Raw genomic sequence first — 21,086 nt, forward strand, 5'->3', positions numbered from 1 at the left:
TAATATGTTAGCATTTTTGCATTAACTATTTTCATGTTCCGCGACGAAAACAGAAAATTTTCATCTACCACGTATTTTTTATTTATTTCGTGTAAAATATTGCGTTTTACAATTGCCAATAACGAGATTTTCCATGCAAAGCAACATGCCCGATATAGCAGATACGGCTCCCGCCTTACAAACAGGTAAATTAGACTGGGTTGGTATGGCTGATATTGAACTGCCTTTTTTATTTGAATCTCGTGAACTTGCGCCTATTAATGTCAACGCTAAAGCTCGTGCTTTTGTTAATCTTCACAAAGAAGACGCAAAAGGTATTCATATGTCGCGGTTATTTTTAGCGCTCGATACCCTGTCAACTGAGCAACACGTTAACCCGCAAACTATTGCACAAGCGCTCGATAGCTTTATCTCTAGTCACACAGGATTAAGCGACCAAGCTAAAATTGAATTTAAGTTTGAACTACCGCTGCGCAGAAAATCACTCCTTAGCGGCAAAGCGGGTTGGAAAAGCTACCCGTTGACCATAGTGGCAAAAATTGACCGCGGTGTACTTAGTTTTGAATTAAGCCTTGATGTAACTTACTCATCAACTTGCCCATGCTCAGCGGCATTAGCTCGCCAACTTATTCAACAAGCCTTTGTTGAAAAGTTTCAGCAGCATACTCTTAGCCATGAAGAAGTGGTCAACTGGCTTGGCAGTACCGATGGCATAATCGCCACACCGCATTCTCAACGCTCTATTGCCAATGTAAAAGTCAAACTAGATAGCAGCATCCGTGAGTTTGATATTTTGAGCTTGATCAATACTCTTGAAGATGAGCTTAAAACCCCTGTACAAGCGGCAGTTAAGCGTGAAGATGAGCAAGAATTCGCCCGTTTAAATGGTCAAAATCTGATGTTTTGTGAAGATGCTGCGCGTAAAATCAAAGCCGTGTTAGAAGATGCACAATACGCCGATTACTGGTTACAAATAAACCATTATGAATCTCTGCATGCCCATGATGCTGTAGCGATTGCAGTAAAAGGAATTGCTGGCGGATACCAGCCATAACTTAGCTGTTATAAAGTGTAACTTCATTACAACTGGGCACGTAAATTGCTAAGTAATTTATAGTGTCAATTTGTTGTTGTGGAGTTACCGTATGGAATTCGCTTTATTATCAATTTTAGTATTAGTCGTAGGGGCATCTGTTGTTGCGTCAAAGTTTACCGATGATGGCGGAAACCCTTACCCATTCACGCGTAAAACCAGTGTATTTACGCAAGTTGAAAGCTCATTTTTAAACCTTTTAGAACGTGCTGTAGGCGATCAATATAAAATTGTTAGCCGTGTAAAATTAATCGATATCATTGATTGTAAAAAAGGTTTATCTGCTAAAGCTAAACGTGCTGCAATCGCTAAAGCAAAAAACAAACAACTGGATTATGTGCTGATTGATAAAGAAAAGATGACGATTGTGGCAGCGGTTGACTTAGTAAACAACGCCAATAAAGATGGTCATAAAGCACAACGAGACTGGTTTGTTAATGGTGCACTTGAAGCTGCTGGCATTCCACATATCCGTATGAAAGTTAAATCTGGCTATCGGCCATCAGAAGTACGCGAAGCAATTATGTTTAAGCTTGGCAAGCCGACAGCACAAAGTAGTCGCCCGACACGCAACCGTGTTACTAAGCCGGCGGTACTATCTCCTTCGCAAGCTAAAGCCCATTCCACAGCTTTAGCTGAAATATAAGTTTTCTTAAACGATAAAATGCGAGCTTTTAAGCTCGCATTTTTGTTTTTTATCGCTAACTTCACGTATAATCTAAACATCTAATTAGAGGAATTTAAAATTATGAATGTCGGTATTATTGGCGCGATGGAGCCAGAAGTTAAAATTTTGCGTGAAGCAATGCAAAATCCACAAATTCTAACTAAAGCAGGTTTCACTTTTTATACAGGTGAATTAGCTGGTAACACTGTGACTTTAGTGCAATCAGGTATTGGTAAAGTCGCCTCTAGTATTGCAACAACGTTATTGATTGATAATTTTCAACCAGACTGTGTGATCAACACAGGCTCTGCCGGTGGTTTTGATCCATCTCTGAGTGTTGGCGACGTGGTAATTTCATCTGAGGTACGTCATCATGATGTTGATGTAACCGCTTTTGGTTATGAAATTGGCCAAGTACCACAGATGCCTGCTGGTTTTGCCGCTCACCCTAAATTAATCGAGGCTGCACAACAAAGTGTTGAAAGCATCAGTGACGTGAAGACCCTGATCGGCTTAATTTGTACTGGCGATTCATTTATGTGTGATCCGGTGCGTATTGATAAAGCCCGCGCGGACTTCCCTACTATGTTAGCTGTAGAAATGGAAGGCGCTGCCATTGCACAAGTATGCTTTTCTTTAGCTACACCGTTTGTAGTGATCCGTTCAATGTCTGATATTGCAGGTAAAGAGTCACCACAGTCATTTGAAGAATACCTAGAAACCGCTTCAATAAACTCATCAAAAATGGTGGTCGCATTACTAGAAAAGCTGACTACGGTAACGCTATAAGGTGTTACTCAATTTAGTTCAGCAACATTTGGACTTTATTGTATTTATATTAGCGCTCCTTGCTGAGCGCTTTTTACCTTTGGTAAGCTGGTATCACCCAAATACATTTTTAATTGCGGTATTTAGAGCACTTGGGAAACGCGTTTTTCGAAAGAGTGAACCTGCAAGTTACCAATATTTGTCCTCTTCGTTATGTTTCACCTTAGTCATTTTAGTGATCATGACCTTGGTAATCTTACTGCTTGAATTTGCATATTACCCTGAACTATTAGCTGGGTTAATTTTATACCTCAGCCTAGAGTGGCGAAGTGTAGAAAGTAAAGCGCTGCGTATTGCACGACTCGTTAAACAAAATCAAAAGTCTACAGCCCGAGAGTTATTAAAACCACTACTTGCTCGCCAGGTTGATAAATTATCAGGCCCTGGTCTTTGCAAAGCCATTATGGAAACGCTGATCTTAAGAGTGGCTCGTCATTACTTTAGCGTTATTTTCTTTTATTTACTATTAGGCCCTATGGCTGCACTGGCTTATCGCTTACTGACTTTGATCCACCAAGCTTGGCGCAAAGATATTTTGCCTAATAGCCCATTTTTAAAATCACTCAGTTGGCTATTATATATTCTTGAGTGGTTACCTACGCGGATATTGGCGCTGACTGTTGCAGCAAGTAAAGCCAGTAAATTGAGCGTTCATTATATTAAGCATTATGGACGGCATTTTTATCAAACAAATAGTGGCTGGTTATTAAGTTGTTGTTCGGCCTCTGTTGGTGTGCAACTCGGTGGCCCTGCCATATACCAAGATACTCGATTTGATAAAATGCGTATTGGTACTGAGCGTTTACCACAGGCTGATGATATTGCGGTATTGATCAATCGGCTAAATCAAGCGCGTGGCTTTTGGTTACTGGTTATATTTGGCATCGAAATCATTAAAACAATGTTGTAGATCACAAAGAGTAAAAAACCAGCCGAAGCTGGTTTTTAAAACTGAATTTTCATTCTTTACCTATTAAGCACAGGTAATATTTGCAAACTTACGTTTGCCAACTTGATAAATAGCTGTGCTGCCTTTTGCAATTTCAAGCTTAGTATCAGTGACCTTTTCTTCGCCATTGATTTTAACTGCGCCTTGTTTGATCATTCGCATAGCTTCTGACGTACTCGCAACTAAGCCTGCTTCTTTAAGCAAATTAGTAATAAATACGGTATCTTCATCAATCGTTACTGTCATATCTGGGATATCATCCGGTAACGCATTTTTTTGAAAACGTTTAATAAAATCTTCATGCGCACCAACAGCTGCTGCATCGCTGTGAAAACGAGCAATCATTTCTTTTGCTAAATCGATTTTAATATCACGCGGATTAGTACCTTGTGCAACCTTTTCTTTGAGCGCAGCAATTTCGTCAATTGATAAGCTACTTAGCAAATCATAATAACGCCACATCAGCTCATCACTAATAGACATGATTTTACCAAACATATCGTTAGGGGCATCAGTAATACCAATGTAGTTACCTAATGACTTAGACATTTTTTGCACACCGTCGGTGCCCTCAAGTAAAGGCATCATTAATACGGTTTGTGGTTTTTGCCCTTCGTCTTTTTGTAGCTCACGACCCATTAATAGATTAAAGCGTTGATCAGTACCACCGAGCTCAACATCAGCTTCAAGTGCCACTGAATCCCAACCTTGCACTAATGGATACAAAAACTCATGAATCGCAATTGATTGTCCGCCAGCATAACGCTTTTTAAAATCATCACGTTCTAGCATACGAGCAACAGTTTGACGTGCTGCTAGCTTGATCATCCCTGCAGCGCCTAAATTCTCCATCCAAGTTGAATTAAAAGCAACCGTGGTTTTAGCCGGATCCAGAATTTTAAATACTTGTTCTTTATATGTTTCAGCATTTGCCAATACATCTTCACGGGTTAGTGGCTTACGAGTTACATTTTTACCCGTTGGGTCACCAATCATACCGGTGAAATCACCAATTAAGAAAATCACTTCATGACCTAAGTCTTGGAAGGTTTTCATTTTATTAATTAGCACAGTGTGACCTAAGTGTAAGTCAGGTGCTGTTGGATCAAAACCAGCTTTGATCTTTAGCTTTTTACCAGACTTTAGCTTTTCGACTAACTCGTCTTCAATTAATATTTCTTCAGCACCGCGTTTTATCTCTGCTAGAGCGGTTTGTAAGTCCACTATGTATTACTCCAAAAAATTCAGTCAATCTGGTGATTCTAGCGTAAATCCGCGCCAGTTTAAATCTACAAAACACTGGTATTAACGCTTTATTAAGTATATCCTGCAATATTAGTGATTAATTATCTTGACAGCAGGAAAAGGCACGTTATGGTTCGCGTTGTGCACACTCTCCCAAAAAAACACAAATTGCTTATTCTAGGCTTGGTTTCTGCTATTGCTGCTTTAACACTCATTCCTTCAGAAAAAGCCACCGCCTCTAAAGACAATAGCGCTGATGCGCTAGAAATTGGCAAGCGCTACGAATTACAAATTAAAGTTGATGATAACGAAAAATTAACTGAATTAAATTCGCAAGAAGATGCAGCAAAATTCCCAGAATACAATCTAGTCGATTTTGAAGTAAAGAACGGTGACAATTTAGCACTTATTTTCAAACGCGCCGGCTTTTCAGCGCAAACCGTTCATAAACTGCTTAATACCAATGCAGAAACACGTAAACTTAGTAAAATTCACCCTGGTGAAACATTAAGCTTTGCTACCGCCGAAGATGGTTCTTTGGCACAGTTACGTTATGTGATTTCAAAAACAGATACCCTATTCGTTACATTAAATGAAGAAGGTAACTACGATACGTCTATTGATAGTAAAGAAATTGAAACATTAACTAAATCAACAGGCGGAGAAATTACCAACAGCTTTTGGACCTCAGGTATTGCTGCTGGTTTAAGTGAACGGCAAATAATGAACTTTGCTGACATATTCGGTTGGGATGTGGATTTTGCCAATGATATCCGTAAAGGCGATCAATTTGGTTTAATCTATGAATCGCATTATGTTGATGGCGAGTTTATTGGCACAGGTAAAATTATTGCTGCTGAGTTTATTAACCAAGGTCAACGTTACGCGGCTATTCGTCACAGCGATGGTACTTTTTACACGCCTGAAGGGCGTAGTATGAAAAAAGCATTTTTACGTGCACCGGTTAACTTTAAATATATAAGCTCAAGCTTTAATCCGCGTCGCTTACACCCTGTAACAGGACAAGTAAGAGCACACCGTGGGATTGACTACGCAGCTCGTACTGGAACGCCAGTAGTTGCCTCGGGTAATGGTAAAGTAATTAAAGCCGGATACAGTAAGTATAATGGTAACTATATATTTATTAGTCACGGCACACAGTACGTCACTAAATACCTACACCTTAACAAGAAACTAGTTAAAACTGGTCAAAAAGTTAAGCAAGGCCAACAAATTGGTACTGTCGGCTCCACCGGTCGTGTAACAGGCGCACACTTACACTACGAGTTTTTGGTTAACGGCGTTCACCGTAACCCTAAAACGGTTAAGTTACCGAAGTCAGAGCCACTGCCTCGCGACGAGCTTGCTAGGTTTAAACCAATCGCAGATAACTTCTTAGCGCAGCTAGAGCGCAACCGAGAGCTACAGTTAGCGCTTAAGTAAAGCGGTCAGCGAAAAATATAAGCCGTTGTTATGTAAATAGCAACGGCTTTTTGTTGAACTGTTTGATGTGATGCGCTCCGGTTGTATTCGCAAATTAATGTTGCAATAGAACTTGCATGTGCTGCCTCATATCTACTTTTATAGTTTTGAAAGTTAAGCAAACGTCACCTGATAAACGGCTATGAGCGAAAATTGAATATTTTATTGATTGAAATTTAGCCATGCGATTATTAATATCGCAATTTTCTCCGATAACATTAGTGACCGCCGTTTTGGTGTGCTAAAAAACCACCAAAATGGGACAAATAGATTGTTACGTTTCAGAATGAGCATTGAAGATATAAACAAAAAAGCCAAATCATTAATAGATGAAACTTGGAAAGATAACTCCAAGTGGCATCAAAACTTTGATGAGGCAAAAAGCATTCTTGAGCAAGTCTTACATAACCATACTGATGATGAGCTAACTCTCATAAACTATGGAACTGTTCTATGTGATATGGGAAAACATCAAGAAGCGGCTGAATATTTTAAAAAAGCAATAGATCAAGGCAGTAATAACAAACATGCATTTTACAATTTAGGTGTAGCGCTTATGAATTGTTCAACTGACGAAAATGCAATGTTCTACATGAAAAAAGCAAAATCAAAACAAGCTTGTGCTCTAACCTGGGAGGCTTACTTTGATCCAATGGGGCACTAATAACTTAACAAGATGGGTTTATTATCCATACAAAGCGTTTAAACATCGTTCAGACCATGTGGCCTTCACGGGAAACCCAAAGCTGCGTGACTGTTGTGGGATCGCAGAGTAACGAGCATAGATAAATATTCAAAGATTGATATCTACCGTTACAATTTTTTCGTTGTGTTTCGCGGTGCTCAACCCAACCTACACAGTCCATTTAAACACGAGCTTATCACTTACAACTTAAAGCTTACCGCTCCTAGACCTTAAAACTGGCAGCTACGCTCTACCTCACCAACACATAAATCAATTGCACAACCAATGAAATCATCACTAATGGCCAAATGTATTTGGCGTATTTAGTCGCACCATCTAGGCCCATTTTAGACTGATACTTTTCAAGTAGTGGCACAAGAATGATTAATGCAACAAACAGTGAAATTAAAATCACGAAGATATTCATACCATTCCTATTTAATAAAATATCTATCGAGTATACCTAGGGTCTGTTTATCTTTCGAGGTTAAATTTGCAGCTGCGCGTTTGGTTTTTAGGCAAGGCAGAGCCTATGTAGTGTGGTTATTCCCCATAAATAGGAGATAACGCGGCATAAATGCCAAACACGCGCTGCCCGAAGGGTTCTGCCGAGGGGCGATTAACTCTTTGTTGCTCGATTTTTACTTAGCCCACTAGGTTACAAATCTCGCGCCGTGATTAAATCGCCCCTAGTTTGAACAAATTTTAACCCTGAAAGGTCAACAGACCCTAAGCGCAAAAAAAAGCGCAGTAAATACTGCGCAGTCGGTTGGAAGTAAAAGTTACCTCACCATACTCAGCTCGCTGGGTATAGTTTAATGATTTATTTAACCTACCAGTGCTAACAAGATACCTGCAGCCACAGCACTACCCAGTACTCCCGCAACATTTGGTCCCATTGCATGCATTAATAAGAAATTATGCGGATTATTCTCCAGACCCACTTTATTAACTACGCGTGCAGCCATTGGCACAGCTGATACACCAGCCGCGCCGATGAGTGGATTGATTGGTGATTTAGAGAACTTGTTCATACCTTTTGCCATAAATACACCTGAAGCTGTACCAATTGCAAAAGCCAAGGCGCCGAGTACCAAAATACCAATTGTTTCTACGGTTAAAAACTTATCTGCAGCAAGCTTAGAGCCTACAGCTAAACCAAGGAAAATAGTGGTGATATTTATGATCTCGTTTTGTGCACTATTACTTAAACGGTCAACCACACCAGACTCTCGCATCAAGTTTCCTAAACAGAACATGCCTACCAGTGGCGTTGCTGCAGGTAAAAACAAAATCGTTAAACTCAATACCATTAACGGAAAAATAATTTTTTCCTTTTTTGATACGGTGCGTAACTGTGGCATTTGAATTTTACGTTCTTCTGGTGTGGTTAAAGCCCGCATAATTGGCGGCTGAATAATTGGCACCAACGCCATATATGAGTATGCAGCTACGGCGATAGCACCCAATAAATCAGGAGCAAGTTTTGAGGCTAAGAAGATTGCCGTCGGGCCATCTGCACCACCTATAATCGCAATTGCTGACGCGTCTTGTAAAGAAAACTCAAAACCTGGTACATAGTTTAGTAAAATTGCGCCAAACAAGGTTGCAAAAATACCAAACTGAGCTGCAGCACCTAGCAATAACATACGAGGATTAGCTATCAAGGCACTAAAATCAGTGAGTGCACCAACACCCATAAATATTAATAATGGGAATACACCGGTATCAATCCCAATATGATAAACGTAATACAGCAAACCACCGGGGTCTGATAAGCCCGCTACGGGGATATTTGTTAATATTGCCCCAAAGCCAATTGGTAATAATAATAACGGCTCAAAGTTGCGCGCAATTGCCAGATACAACAATAAACACCCTACTGCGATCATAATAAGCGCAGGAAATGTAAAATTAGCAATACCTGTTGCTTGCCAGAGGTTTAATAATGCTTCCATCCTCTGAGCTCCTAAGCTAGTGCTATCATAGCGTCACCCGTTGCCACTGAATCACCTTCAGCAACAAGAATTTCAGCAATAGTACCGGTGTGGGTTGCACGAATTTCAGTTTCCATTTTCATCGCTTCCATGATGATCACTACATCGCCTTCATTTACCGTTTGGCCCGCTTTCACCTTGATTTTAAAGATGTTACCAGCAAGTGGAGCGTTAAGTGTTTCGCCGGAAGCAACTGACGCCGATTGTGGAATATGTTCACTATCTTTAAGTGTTACTTCTTTAAGTGTTACTTCTTTAAGCTCACCGCCTTGTGCAACCACTACATCATAAACTTTACCATCTACTTTTACGCTGTACTGCTCTGCTTTTACTGTGTTGCTGTTACTTTTTTTATTGCTAACTGGTTGTTCTTTATTAGCAGATTCAGCACTTGGTACAGCTTCGAAAGCATCTGGGTTATTACGATTTTTAATGAATTTCAACCCAATTTGTGGGAATAATGCATACGTTAACACGTCATCAATCTGCTCATCCGCTAAGCTTAAGCCTTGCTCTTTTGCTTCTTTTAATAACTCAGCTTGGAGTATTTCTAGTTCTGGTTGCAATAAATCAGCTGGGCGGCAAGTAATGACTTCTGCGCCATTAAGTACGCGCTCTTGTAATTCTTTATTCATCGGCGCAGGAGTTACGCCATACTCACCTTTTAGCACTCCGGCAGTTTCTTTGGTGATAGTTTTATAACGCTCGCCCGTCAATACATTTAATACTGCTTGTGTACCAACAATTTGTGATGTTGGTGTAACTAACGGTAAATAACCTAAGTCTTCACGTACACGTGGGATCTCAAGTAATACTTCATTCAATTTATCCGCAGCACCTTGCTCTTTAAGCTGGTTTTCCATATTAGTTAACATGCCACCAGGCACTTGCGCTAATAAAATACGGCCATCAACACCTTTTAAGCTGCCTTCAAACGCGGCATATTTTTTACGAACATCGCGGAAATAAGCAGCAATCTCTTCGAGTTGATTTAAATCCAGCTCAGTATCACGTTCAGTACCTTCAACAATCGATACAATCGTTTCAGTTGCGCTGTGTCCGTAAGTCATACTCATTGATGAAATTGCGGTATCAAGCATATCAATACCTGCATCAATCGCTTTTTGGTAAGTAGCAGTACTTAAACCTGTTGTGGCATGACACTGCATTGCAATTGGGATAGAGACTGTTTCTTTTAACGCTTTGATTAACTCTTCTGCATCGTATGGTTTAAGCAAACCAGCCATATCTTTAATACAAATTGAATGACAGCCTAACTCTTCAAGCTGCTTGGCAAGCGTTAACCACATATCAAGTGTATGAACCGGGCTTACTGTGTACGAAATTGTACCTTGTGCATGTGCGCCAACTTTAATCGCAGCTTTAATAGCCGTTTCAAGATTACGAACATCGTTCATCGCATCAAAAATACGAAACACATCAACACCATTTTTGTGCGCTCGCTCTACAAATTTTTCAACAACATCATCTGCATAATGACGATAGCCTAAAAGGTTTTGACCACGTAATAACATTTGCTGTTTAGTATTTGGCATAGCTTTTTTAAGAGCACGAATACGCTCCCAAGGATCTTCACCCAAATAACGAATGCATGAATCAAAAGTAGCCCCACCCCATGATTCGATCGACCAGTAACCTGCATCATCTAATTTTTGTGCAATCGGTAGCATGTCATCCAAACGCATACGCGTTGCTAATAATGATTGATGCGCGTCTCTAAGTACTAATTCTGTTAATTTTAATTTAGCCACAAGTCATCCCTTATAGTTTTTGTTTATTTTTGTACTGAGCTATGGCAGCACTTATCGCAGCGATGTGTTCACTTGGTACACCGGGTGCTTTGATCGATGGTGTGCGCGTTGGCATTACAACCGGCTGTTCAAAGCGGCTCGCTAATTTAGACATAGCGGTAATTGCTGCAATCAACAACGAAAGAAAAACGAAAACTCCCACCATCCCAGTGAGCATTAAGTTTGCTGCAGTAGCAAGTAATTGACCTATATCCATTCTGCCCCCCCCTGATTATTTCCACCCAGCCACGCTAGGTAAAAAATCACTTTATTTAAATAATTATGCAACAATCATAACAAAGAAAAAGACCAAGTCCAACACTTTGTAAATTGGTAAAACCAATTAATACAAAGCTAACATATGCTCAGCAAAGTTAACACTCTACATTTTGCTATAATTTCATAGGATATAGATGATAAAAATACTGAGTATAGCTATAACTTATAAGTAAAAGCTTATCCGCAGCTGGAAAACCTACCGACTGAACGACTGAACAACCGCTTGATTAAATACAAATGGCTCAAAAATGAAATTGGTCTTACCAAAAAACGACTTAAATATTGATTTTTAGAGCGTCGAGTATAAGTTACAGATAAAGCTGTAAATAATTCCCACCTAATTTATGAAGAGAAATGAAATAACCCCCTATATCATTGATAAAAAAGGATTTAAATACATGGCATGTAACTAGCATTATTTACTCTGAACAAATTTACAAACCAAGGAGACGACAATGTTACGCTGGACAATTACATTTCTAGTTATTGCACTTATTGCTGCAGTGTTAGGTTTTGGTGGTATCGCAGGTGCCGCAGCAGGAATTGCTAAGATTATCTTTTTTATCTTTATTGTATTGTTAGTTATTTCACTCGTTTCAGGTGCATTGCGCGGCAATGTCCCTAAGTGATAACAATTTATTTTAAATAACAACACATTTATTATTTTTACAAGGAATTACATTATGAAATCGACAACTATTAAAACCGCTGTGATCGCTTTATTCGCTAGTTTTTTTATCATGGGTTGTGAAGACAATCATGCAGAAGAGGCCGGTGAGCGCATCGATGAAGCTGTTACCGACGTACAAAACAAAGTAGAAGACGCCTGTGAAGAAGTAAAAGAAGGCGTTAACGCTAAAGAGACTAACTGTTAATAAATATATTCAAGATTAAAAAGCGGCTTCTGAAGCCGCTTTTTTATTTAAGCTACTGTTTAAAAACAATCTTTTTATCTACCCTGCCGTATTTCATTCGTTTTACATTTCAAACTTTTCAAAATTTTATATTTTGACGCTTTAAATTATTTGTATGTCCCAACTTAATGACTATCTTTAAAAAGCTAAGAGGAAGCATCTGCAATGTGCTTCCTGTTGTATTTAGCCTAATTATTATAAATATTTGGGAGATTACAATGTTAAAAAGTAGAATTTCATCTGCAGTGAAATATGCACTTAGTGCAGGGGTTGTCTCAACCGCACTCATCTATTCACCACTTTCCACAGCACAAGAAACTGAAGTCGACAAAGACGTCGAAGTTATTTCTGTTACAGGTAGCCGTATTCGCCAACCAGGAGCTGTTTCCGCTAGTCCTATCATTTCCATTGGAGAAAAAGAACTTGGTTTTCAACAAGAACCTGAAGTTGAACAAATATTAAGAAACTTACCAGCAACAGTACCTGGTGATGGTAGTAACGTTAATAATGGTTCTGGCGGTGCAGCTACAATAAACTTACGCGGTCTTGGTGCTCAACGCTCATTAGTATTAATGAATGGCCGTCGTATGATCCCATATAACTATAATGGTGCCGTAGATAGTTCAACCATCCCCAGTGCATTAATTGAACGAATTGATATTGTTACCGGTGGAGCATCTGCCGTTTATGGTTCTGATGCAATAGCGGGCGCTGTCAACATAGTGCTAAAAGATGATTTCCAAGGGGTGGTTTTTGACGCCAAACATTCAGAAACTGGCGATGGTGACGGTGATAAAGACAGCTTCAGTATTACTCTGGGTTCTAATCTTGAAGATGACAAAGGTAATGTAGTGTTATCGCTAGGTTGGACACAACGAGATCAAATTTTATTAGGTGATAGACCATTAGGCCTGCTAGGAATTGAAACTAAAACGGGTGCTAACTATGAACAATTCTTAAATGGCGAGCCGCCAATCCCAGCTCCTGATGCATGTAGTGGTCCAAACTCCGTCGAAAGTGGTGGATCTACCACCGCTTTTCCTACTCGATTTACAATTGTTGGTGCTGGCGGTAATGGTAGTGGCCAATTCAGAAATGATGGCACATTAGCCGCTACTGAGTGTAGTGTATTCAACTTCAACCCATACAACTTCTATCAAACACCATCTGAACGCTATTCAGCAACAGCTATTGGTAATTACTACCTGACAGATGATCACCAAGTTTATTCATCTGTGAACTTTACTAATACCAGTGTTGATACCCAAGTAGCTCCTTCTGGTACTTTTGGATCTGTGTTCAATTTACCATTAGCCAATCCATTAATAGGCGATCAAGCAAGGCAATTTATGATCGATGGCGCTACGGCTGCTTTAGGTGAAGGAAGTTTAGATACATCTAATTGGCAAGACATAAATGGCAATGGTATTGTTGATGAAGCTGACTACCTGTCAGTTCAACTTAGAAGACGTACATTAGAGCTTGGCGCTCGAACAGAACGATTTGACAGCACTCAATTTCAAATGGTGACTGGGGTTACAGGTTACTTTTTAGATGATTGGCAATATGATGCAAGCTATCAATATGGTGAATCTAACCGAACAACTGTTCGTGGTGGTTACACCAACTTAACTAACATTCAAAACGCGCTTGATACTACAGATGGCGTTACTTGTAAAAATGGTGATTCTAGTTGTGTTCCTATAAACTTATTTGGTGGTTTTGGTTCAATCACCGAAGAAATGGCAGGTTATGCACAAGCAATTGCATTGCAACAACAAAAATACAGCCAAGAAGTTTTCACTGCTAGTGTAAATGGCTCATTCGACTTTATTGAAATTCCGGGCGCTGGCGCACCACTGGCAATGAGTTTTGGCTATGAAAAGCGTAAAGAAAAAGGCTTATTTGAGCCTGACGAATGTTTAAAGCTTGCTCCAGCAAGCTGCCAAGGTGGTGCTGGCGGTAATCAACTTCCAATCTCTGGCGGTTTCTCCGTTGATGAGTTATTTATGGAAGGCTACTTGCCGGTATTAGATGGGTTACCAGGTGCTGAAACGCTTGATGTTGAGTTTGGTTTTCGTTGGGCTGATTATGATACAGTTGGTAGCAATGAAACCTGGAAGTTAGGCTTTAATTGGCGTCCAGTCAGCGATATTTTAGTCCGCGTCATGCAACAACAAGCTACTCGTGCACCTAATGTTGGTGAGATTGCATCCCCTGTAGTCACAGGATTAGATAATGCTCAAAGTGACCCGTGTTCAGTAGCTAATGCAGGTAATATTGATGAAACATTAAAACAGCTTTGTATATCAACTGGAATGACTGAAGCGCAAGTTGGTAATGTGCAAAATGTTATTTCAGGGCAAGTACAAGTTATTAGCGGTAGTGATCCTCTGAATCCTCCGGGGGCCGAAGAAGCAGACACATTTACAGCAGGTATTGTGTGGACGCCTGAGTTTGATGCGCTTGAAAACTTTACAATCACATTAGATTACTATGATATTGATATTAGTAATATTATTGGCAACTTTTCTGCTCAAGAAATTCTTGATGCTTGTTATGTACTTGGCGATACCAATGAGTGTGCAAAAATAAATAGAATTGGTGGTGATTTAACAATTGCTGGAGCTGGTATAGAACAGTTCACCACTAACTTGAAAAGCCAACGTGCTGAAGGTATCGAACTTGGTTTTAACTTTGCTGTACTAATGGACGAAATGGGCGAATTGCAATTTTCAGGTAATATCAATAAATATCTAACACAGGAGTCACAAAGCTCAGACACAGCTAGAATAATCGATTGTAAAGGTTACTTCAGTACCAGTTGTGACCCTGTATCAGAGCTTCGTTGGGTGCAACGTACTAGCTGGGTATGGGAAGATTTAACAATGTCATTACAATGGCGTCATATAGATGGCGTTGAAGTAGAGCCGATTGAAGCCCCGAATGTTTTTGAAGATTTTAGAAGCATTGACAGCTACGACTACTTTGATTTATTTGCTAGTTATTACGCAACAGAAAACATTGTAGTTAATTTCGGTATAGATAATATTTTTGAAAAAGAACCACCTGTCGTTGGTGGTGAAGCTGGCGATACCAGCTCTAACTCAGGTAATACATTCCCAAGTAACTATGATGTACTTGGCCGAAAATTTAAAATGGGCATTAAAGTCCAATTTTAAATAAATCCTTTCAGTTGCATTAACATGCACCGCACTTTATGCGGTGCATGTTTATAATTTATTACAATGGCTATGCTCTCGCTTCTAGCATTAGTCGCTTCATGTCACGTACTGCTTTATCTAATCCATCAATGGCTGCGCGCGCTATAATTGCGTGACCAATGTTTAATTCGTAAATTTCTTTCATAGCAGCAATCGGTTTCACGTTATGATAATGAAGACCGTGGCCGGCGTTTACTATCAAACCCAAACTTGCTGCATACTTTACGCCTTGATGAATATGCTCAAGTTGTTTTTGTATCTCAGCATCAGTTTGCGCATCCGCATAAGCGCCAGTATGAATTTCAACATAAGGGGCATTACAGGCTTTAGCTGCATCTAGTTGTGCTTTGTCTGCATCAATAAATAACGATACTTTAATACCGGCGTCAGTTAATTTTGCTGTCGCGGCTTTAATCTTATCTAGATTACCAACAACGTCTAAACCGCCTTCGGTGGTCAACTCTTCGCGTTTTTCTGGTACTAAGCAAACATAAGCTGGCTTAACATCTAAAGCAATATCAATCATTTCATCTGTAACCGCTATTTCAAGGTTCATTCGTGTTTGGATTGTTTTAGCCATCACATACACGTCACGATCTTGAATGTGACGACGGTCTTCACGTAAATGAATAGTGATCCCATCAGCGCCAGCATGCTCAGCAACACTCGCAGCATGTGCTGGATCTGGGTAATTTGTACCCCGAGCTTGGCGTAAGGTAGCAATATGATCAACGTTTATACCCAAAAGAATATCTTTCATTTTTTTACCTGTAAAAATAACGGTTAAAAATACCGTATTAAGATTGTTGGTGAATACCCAAACTATTTGGATATAAACAGCTCGCGACTTTTTAATGGTTTTTTGCCTAATAAAGGCTTCATTAAATGACGACTTAATTGTTTTGCCATATATAACACATCCGGCGCACTAAAGTCATGAGCTGCAATTGCATTTAACTGCGCGCCAGAAAAGCCACTGCCTTGATTTTCTTGGGCAACAAAGCCGTATTCAGCAAAGTAACTATACGTTTGCTCTGCCGAAATTGGATCGCCTGCGGCATCAAAACTAAAGTCAACGCCATAGCCTAATAATTCTAATAGTTGAAATTCATAAGAACGTAATACAGCTTGTAAGTTAGGGGGCTGGTTAAGCTGTTGTAGGTGAGTTTTATACAATTGATAGGCATGATCAATTGGTTCATTAATTGGTACAATGCGATTGGTTAGTTCATTGAGGTAAAACCCACAATAAAGCTGATCCCCAACTAGTGTGGATTGCGTGCCATGTAGTTCAAATCGTTGGATATATTTCAGGTCGTGTTTACCGGTATAATTTACCAGTAAGGCTTGGAAGGGTTGTAACTGAGCTTTGTATTTTGTTGCTTGGCGACCGCTAATTCGCGCCAGCATGCGCAACTGGCCAACGCCTTCTACTAACATATCAAGCATTACTTGTGAGTCACTAAAAGGACGTCGGTGTAATAAATATGCCGTGTAGAAGTCGCTATCCATAAATATCGCTTAGGCTATTAATCTTCACCATAGCCTAAACTGCGAAGTGCTCTCTCGTCGTCAGCCCAACCTGATTTAACCTTCACCCAAAGTTCTAAAAACACTTTATTATCAAGCATTTCTTCGAGATCTTTACGGGCTTCGCGGCCAATCACTTTAAGCTTTTCGCCTTTATTACCAATAACCATACGTTTTTGCGTTTCACGCTCAACTAAAATCAAGCCATTGATATGCCAAATGCCATTTTCTTGCCATTTAAACTGCTCAATTTCAACGGTAACTGAGTAAGGAAGCTCCTCACCCATAAAGCGCATCAACTTTTCACGGATCACTTCGGCTGCCATAAAGCGCATTGAACGATCTGTTACGTAATCTTCAGGGAAGTAAAATTCACACGGTGGTAAACGCTTAGTTACTTCATCTTTGATCAGGTTGATATTTTTACCTTGAGTCGCAGATACTGGCATAATGCCAACAAAATCAAACTTTTCGCCTAACCACTTCATATGCGGTAGCACAAGGTCACGGTCTTTTACTTGATCAATTTTGTTCATCACAAGTAATACTGGTTTGCCATTTTGCTTTACTTTGTTAAGCACCATTTCATCGTCAGCATTCCAGTGAGTACCTTCAACAACAAAAATAACTAGCTCAACATCACCTAATGAACTTGAAGCAGCACGGTTCATTAAACGGTTAATGGCACGCTTTTCTTCAACATGCAGGCCTGGTGTATCAACATAAACGGCTTGGTGCTTACCTACAGTATGAATACCCATAATACGGTGGCGTGTGGTTTGCGGTTTACGCGAGGTAATACTTACTTTCTGCTCAATAATTTCATTAAGCAAGGTAGATTTACCAACGTTTGGGCGGCCAACAATAGCGACCATGCCACAAAAAGTATCTAAATCACGCGTGTGCGGTTGGATCAATGTATCAAGATTCATTTTTAAGTATCTTCAACGCTTTTTCAGCGGCTTTTTGTTCAGCTTTACGACGAGAACTGCCAACTGAGATGATGCTATCCATACCTTCAACAATACATTCAACCGTGAACGTTTGATTGTGTGCCTGACCTTTAGTATCTACTACAGTATAGCCTGGCAAAGGTAATTTGCGGGCTTGTAAGTATTCTTGTAGTAATGTTTTAGGATCTTTTTGGTTTAAACCTGGCGAAATGGCATCAAGGCGAGATTCGTACCACGCCAAAATCAAGTCTCCACAAACATCAATGCCAGCATCTAAAAATACCGCACCAATAATTGCTTCAACCGCATCAGCTAAAGTTGATTCACGTCTAAAACCACCACTTTTAAGTTCACCCGGCCCTAAGCGTAAGTAATCACCTAGGCCAAACTCTAAACCAAATTCAGCTAAGGTTTGTCCACGCACAAGCGTTGAACGCATGCGGCTAAGATCGCCTTCACGCGCTTTGGGGAACTTACTATATAAAGCATTGGCAATGACAAAGCTTAAAATGGAATCGCCCAAAAACTCTAAGCGTTCATTGTGTTGTCCTTTATGGCTGCGATGGGTCATCGCCTGCTCAAGTAATACTTGATCAATAAAGGTATACCCTATTTTGCTATATAACTCTGTTACATTTTTTTTCATTGTTACTGAATATTACCTAGGCGTTCAAAACGAACACCAGTTGGAACCCAGCCTGGTAAAATGTCATCTGGGCCATTCTCAAATTCAAAACTCATCCATATAAAGACAGCTTTACCCACCAAGTTTTCTTTTGGCACAAAGCCCCATACGCGACTATCTTGGCTGTTATCGCGGTTATCACCCATCATAAAATAATGATCAGCCGGCACTACCCATTCATCAGAACGTGTACCCGGTTGTTGATAGTAACGCCCTTTCATTTCCAGCGCTTCAGGGTTAATTAAAATATTATGTTTTAGCGTAGTCAAATTTTCATCTAACCGAACTAAATCCATAGAGCCTTGCTTAAATTCATCGCGATTAATGATCTCCATGTCAATTTTATTAAATTCATTACACAATAAGTCACCTTGTTGTGTTTGTCCTTGTTCGCAATTTGGCTGAATGTATAAACGCTTATCACGGTAAACGATTTTATCACCCGGTAAACCAATCGCACGTTTAATATAATCGATACTTTCATCTAATGGGTATTTAAATACCACAATATCACCACGTTCTGGCTCTGCCACATCAACTAATTGAGTACGCCAAACAGGGTCTTTCACGCCATACGAATATTTCTGTACTAAGATAAAATCGCCAACTAATAGTGTCGGCATCATTGAACCTGATGGTATTTGAAACGGCTCGAATATAAACGACCTAAAAATCGTAATAGCCGCAATCATCGGAAAAATTGATTTTGCCGTTTCAGTAATCGTCGGTTCTGGCGCAATTAGTGCTGCAGTTTCTTCATCTAGCTCGCCGCCAGCAGAACTTTGCGCAAGAGCTAAGCGTTGCTGCCTTTTTGGTGCAAACATAAAATGGTCAATTAACCAAATTAAGCCTGAGCCTAAAGTTAACAACACTAAAAATATTGAAAAATAACCTGCCATGCATTAAATCCTTTATCTTACGTAATTTGGTTAAAAAACTTACTTACCAACTTTAAGAATAGCTAAAAATGCTTCTTGAGGCACTTCAACATTACCTAGTTGCTTCATACGTTTTTTACCATCTTTTTGCTTTTGAAGTAGCTTTTTCTTACGACTCACGTCGCCACCATAACACTTCGCGATTACGTTTTTACGTAACTGTTTAACAGTGGTACGGGCAATAACGTGTGCACCTATTGCCGCTTGAATCGCAATATCAAACATTTGACGAGGAATAAGCTCTTTCAATGCATCAGCTAGTTGACGACCACGCGATTGCGCACTGTCTCTGTGAACAATAATCGCAAGTGCATCAACACGCTCACCATTGATCAAAATATCAACACGTACCATGTCTGATGTTTGAAAGTGCTTAAAGTTATAATCAAGCGAGGCAAAGCCACGACTGGTTGACTTTAACTTATCGAAAAAGTCCATCACCACTTCAGCCATTGGCAGTTCATAAGTAACTGCGACTTGTTTACCGTGATAGTTCATCTTGGTTTGCATACCACGCTTTTCAATACAAAGCGTAATAACACTGCCTAAATACTCTTGTGGTACAAGAATATTAGCTTCAACAACGGGCTCACGAATTTCTAAAATATCATTTACAGCAGGTAAATCAGATGGGTTATCAATCTGAATCGTACCTTCCTTAGTTACAACTTCGTAAATTACCGTTGGTGCGGTGGTAATTAAGTCAATATCGTATTCACGCTCTAAACGCTCTTGAATGATTTCCATGTGCAACATGCCCAAGAAGCCACAGCGAAAGCCAAAGCCAAGTGCTGTTGAATTTTCTGGTTCGAAGAATAACGACGCATCATTTAAGCTTAGTTTATTAAGCGCATCACGGAATGATTCATACTCATCCGAGGCAATTGGAAACATACCGGCATAAACTTGTGGTTTAATTTTTTGAAAGCCCGGTAAGCGCTCAGGTGCTGCATTTTTTTGATGGGTAATAGTGTCACCTACTGGCGCACCATGTATTTCTTTAATACCCGCAATAACAAAACCTACTTCACCAGTTCTTAAAATACCGGTGTTGGTTTGCTTTGGTGTAAAAACACCAACCTGATCTGCAGTGTGTATATGCTCGTTCGACATAATTTTTATCTTGTCGCCCGTTCTTAATTCACCGTGCTTAATACGCACCAGCGATACTACACCTTGATACGGGTCAAACCATGAGTCGATGATAAGCGCCTGTAGCGGCTTGTCTTTATCACCCTCTGGTGGCGGTACGTCCTTAACAATCATTTCAAGAACTTCGGCAATACCCACACCTGTTTTAGCGCTACATTGCACGGCATCTAGGGCATCGATACCAATAATATCTTCAATTTCTTCGGCTACCCGTAGTGGATCAGCTTGTGGTAAATCGATTTTATTTAATACCGGAATTACTTCTAAATTCATTTCGATGGCGGTGTAACAATTCGCTAGAGTTTGCGCTTCAACACCTTGACCGGCATCAACAACTAATAATGCACCTTCACACGCTGCTAGTGAACGCGATACTTCATAAGTAAAGTCAACGTGTCCAGGTGTGTCGATAAAGTTAAGTTGGTAAGTCTCACCATCGTTGGCTTTATAATTTAGAGTTACACTTTGCGCTTTAATGGTGATACCACGCTCGCGCTCAATATCCATTGAATCCAATACTTGCTTTTGCATTTCGCGGTCTGTTAAACCACCACAAACTTGGATCAAACGATCTGAAAGGGTCGATTTACCGTGGTCAATATGGGCGATGATCGAAAAATTACGGATATGCTTCATAAACTGGATTCTAAACTT

20 protein-coding genes are annotated in these 21,086 nt (G+C 40.0%); 9 read left to right on the forward strand and 11 right to left on the reverse strand.

Translation table 11 applies throughout. From position 1 onward, the window contains the following. Positions 1–133: 133 nt before the first annotated feature. From folE2 to H5158_RS02665, 4 genes are all read left to right on the forward strand, one after another. On the forward strand, positions 134–1,054 hold the full coding sequence (folE2, locus tag H5158_RS02650; RefSeq protein ID WP_145237566.1) for a GTP cyclohydrolase FolE2: 921 nt from the start codon (positions 134–136) through the stop codon (positions 1,052–1,054). A gap of 91 nt (positions 1,055–1,145) precedes the next feature. Continuing rightward, positions 1,146–1,739 carry a DUF2726 domain-containing protein gene (locus H5158_RS02655; protein WP_145237569.1) on the forward strand — a complete coding sequence of 198 codons (594 nt, stop codon included), beginning with the start codon at positions 1,146–1,148 and terminating at the stop codon, positions 1,737–1,739. Positions 1,740–1,841: 102 nt separating this feature from the next. Further along, a complete protein-coding gene (mtnN, locus tag H5158_RS02660) occupies positions 1,842–2,549 on the forward strand; it encodes a 5'-methylthioadenosine/S-adenosylhomocysteine nucleosidase (RefSeq protein ID WP_182717012.1) in 708 nt (235 codons plus the stop codon). A 1-nt stretch (position 2,550) separates the two neighbouring features. Further along, positions 2,551–3,498, forward strand: coding sequence for a cobalamin biosynthesis protein (locus H5158_RS02665; protein WP_182717011.1), 948 nt, complete (start codon positions 2,551–2,553; stop codon positions 3,496–3,498). Between the two features lie 63 nt (positions 3,499–3,561). Here H5158_RS02665 and tyrS read toward each other — a convergent pair whose 3' ends face one another. Further along, the gene (tyrS, locus tag H5158_RS02670; RefSeq protein WP_145237578.1) at positions 3,562–4,761 is read right to left on the reverse strand and encodes a tyrosine--tRNA ligase; all 1,200 of its coding nucleotides are present in this window, start codon (positions 4,759–4,761) and stop codon (positions 3,562–3,564) included. Positions 4,762–4,911: 150 nt separating this feature from the next. Between tyrS and H5158_RS02675 the strand changes: the two genes are divergently transcribed. Both H5158_RS02675 and H5158_RS02680 read left to right on the forward strand, forming a co-directional pair. Then, a complete protein-coding gene (locus H5158_RS02675) occupies positions 4,912–6,225 on the forward strand; it encodes a peptidoglycan DD-metalloendopeptidase family protein (protein WP_182739407.1) in 1,314 nt (437 codons plus the stop codon). A gap of 208 nt (positions 6,226–6,433) precedes the next feature. Then, positions 6,434–6,928, forward strand: a complete 495-nt coding sequence (locus tag H5158_RS02680) for a tetratricopeptide repeat protein (protein WP_182717009.1) — start codon at positions 6,434–6,436, stop codon at positions 6,926–6,928. 271 nt (positions 6,929–7,199) lie between these two features. On the opposite strand, the gene H5158_RS02685 is transcribed toward H5158_RS02680, so the two are convergent. The 4 genes from H5158_RS02685 to H5158_RS02700 form a co-directional block, all read right to left on the reverse strand. Continuing rightward, positions 7,200–7,376 (reverse strand): hypothetical protein, encoded by a 177-nt coding sequence (locus tag H5158_RS02685; RefSeq protein WP_167542971.1) that lies wholly within the window; start codon positions 7,374–7,376, stop codon positions 7,200–7,202. A gap of 400 nt (positions 7,377–7,776) precedes the next feature. Beyond that, on the reverse strand, positions 7,777–8,907 hold the full coding sequence (locus H5158_RS02690) for a sodium ion-translocating decarboxylase subunit beta (RefSeq protein WP_145237582.1): 1,131 nt from the start codon (positions 8,905–8,907) through the stop codon (positions 7,777–7,779). Positions 8,908–8,918: 11 nt separating this feature from the next. Further along, the gene (gene oadA / locus H5158_RS02695) at positions 8,919–10,718 is read right to left on the reverse strand and encodes a sodium-extruding oxaloacetate decarboxylase subunit alpha (RefSeq protein WP_182739408.1); all 1,800 of its coding nucleotides are present in this window, start codon (positions 10,716–10,718) and stop codon (positions 8,919–8,921) included. Between the two features lie 10 nt (positions 10,719–10,728). Continuing rightward, entirely contained in the window at positions 10,729–10,974 is a 246-nt protein-coding gene (locus H5158_RS02700) for an OadG family protein (protein WP_182731879.1), read from the reverse strand. 517 nt (positions 10,975–11,491) lie between these two features. On the opposite strand from H5158_RS02700, the gene H5158_RS02705 reads away from it, so the two are divergent. The 3 genes from H5158_RS02705 (at position 11,492) to H5158_RS02715 (ending at position 15,132) form a co-directional block, all read left to right on the forward strand. Next, on the forward strand, positions 11,492–11,665 hold the full coding sequence (locus H5158_RS02705) for a DUF1328 family protein (RefSeq protein ID WP_145237585.1): 174 nt from the start codon (positions 11,492–11,494) through the stop codon (positions 11,663–11,665). A 54-nt stretch (positions 11,666–11,719) separates the two neighbouring features. Next, a complete protein-coding gene (locus H5158_RS02710; protein WP_149980895.1) occupies positions 11,720–11,911 on the forward strand; it encodes a hypothetical protein in 192 nt (63 codons plus the stop codon). Positions 11,912–12,168: 257 nt separating this feature from the next. Beyond that, positions 12,169–15,132 carry a TonB-dependent receptor domain-containing protein gene (locus H5158_RS02715; protein WP_182717006.1) on the forward strand — a complete coding sequence of 988 codons (2,964 nt, stop codon included), beginning with the start codon at positions 12,169–12,171 and terminating at the stop codon, positions 15,130–15,132. A 70-nt stretch (positions 15,133–15,202) separates the two neighbouring features. Here the strand turns inward: H5158_RS02715 and pdxJ are convergent, their stop codons facing one another. The 6 genes from pdxJ to lepA form a co-directional block, all read right to left on the reverse strand. Next, positions 15,203–15,934, reverse strand: a complete 732-nt coding sequence (pdxJ, locus tag H5158_RS02720; RefSeq protein ID WP_182739409.1) for a pyridoxine 5'-phosphate synthase — start codon at positions 15,932–15,934, stop codon at positions 15,203–15,205. 62 nt (positions 15,935–15,996) lie between these two features. Continuing rightward, the gene (gene recO, locus H5158_RS02725; protein ID WP_182739410.1) at positions 15,997–16,686 is read right to left on the reverse strand and encodes a DNA repair protein RecO; all 690 of its coding nucleotides are present in this window, start codon (positions 16,684–16,686) and stop codon (positions 15,997–15,999) included. 17 nt (positions 16,687–16,703) lie between these two features. Further along, the gene (era, locus tag H5158_RS02730; RefSeq protein ID WP_145237593.1) at positions 16,704–17,636 is read right to left on the reverse strand and encodes a GTPase Era; all 933 of its coding nucleotides are present in this window, start codon (positions 17,634–17,636) and stop codon (positions 16,704–16,706) included. After that, entirely contained in the window at positions 17,626–18,303 is a 678-nt protein-coding gene (rnc, locus tag H5158_RS02735) for a ribonuclease III (RefSeq protein WP_145237595.1), read from the reverse strand. Before rnc ends, era begins: the two co-directional genes overlap by 11 nt. Positions 18,304–18,305: 2 nt before the next feature. Beyond that, positions 18,306–19,241 carry a signal peptidase I gene (gene lepB / locus H5158_RS02740; protein ID WP_149980897.1) on the reverse strand — a complete coding sequence of 312 codons (936 nt, stop codon included), beginning with the start codon at positions 19,239–19,241 and terminating at the stop codon, positions 18,306–18,308. 39 nt (positions 19,242–19,280) lie between these two features. After that, positions 19,281–21,068 (reverse strand): translation elongation factor 4, encoded by a 1,788-nt coding sequence (lepA, locus tag H5158_RS02745; RefSeq protein WP_182717004.1) that lies wholly within the window; start codon positions 21,066–21,068, stop codon positions 19,281–19,283. Positions 21,069–21,086: the final 18 nt, after the last annotated feature.

The organism is Pseudoalteromonas sp. SR45-6 (genome assembly GCF_014163545.1).
In the GTDB taxonomy this organism is placed as follows: Bacteria; Pseudomonadota; Gammaproteobacteria; order Enterobacterales; family Alteromonadaceae; genus Pseudoalteromonas; species Pseudoalteromonas rhizosphaerae.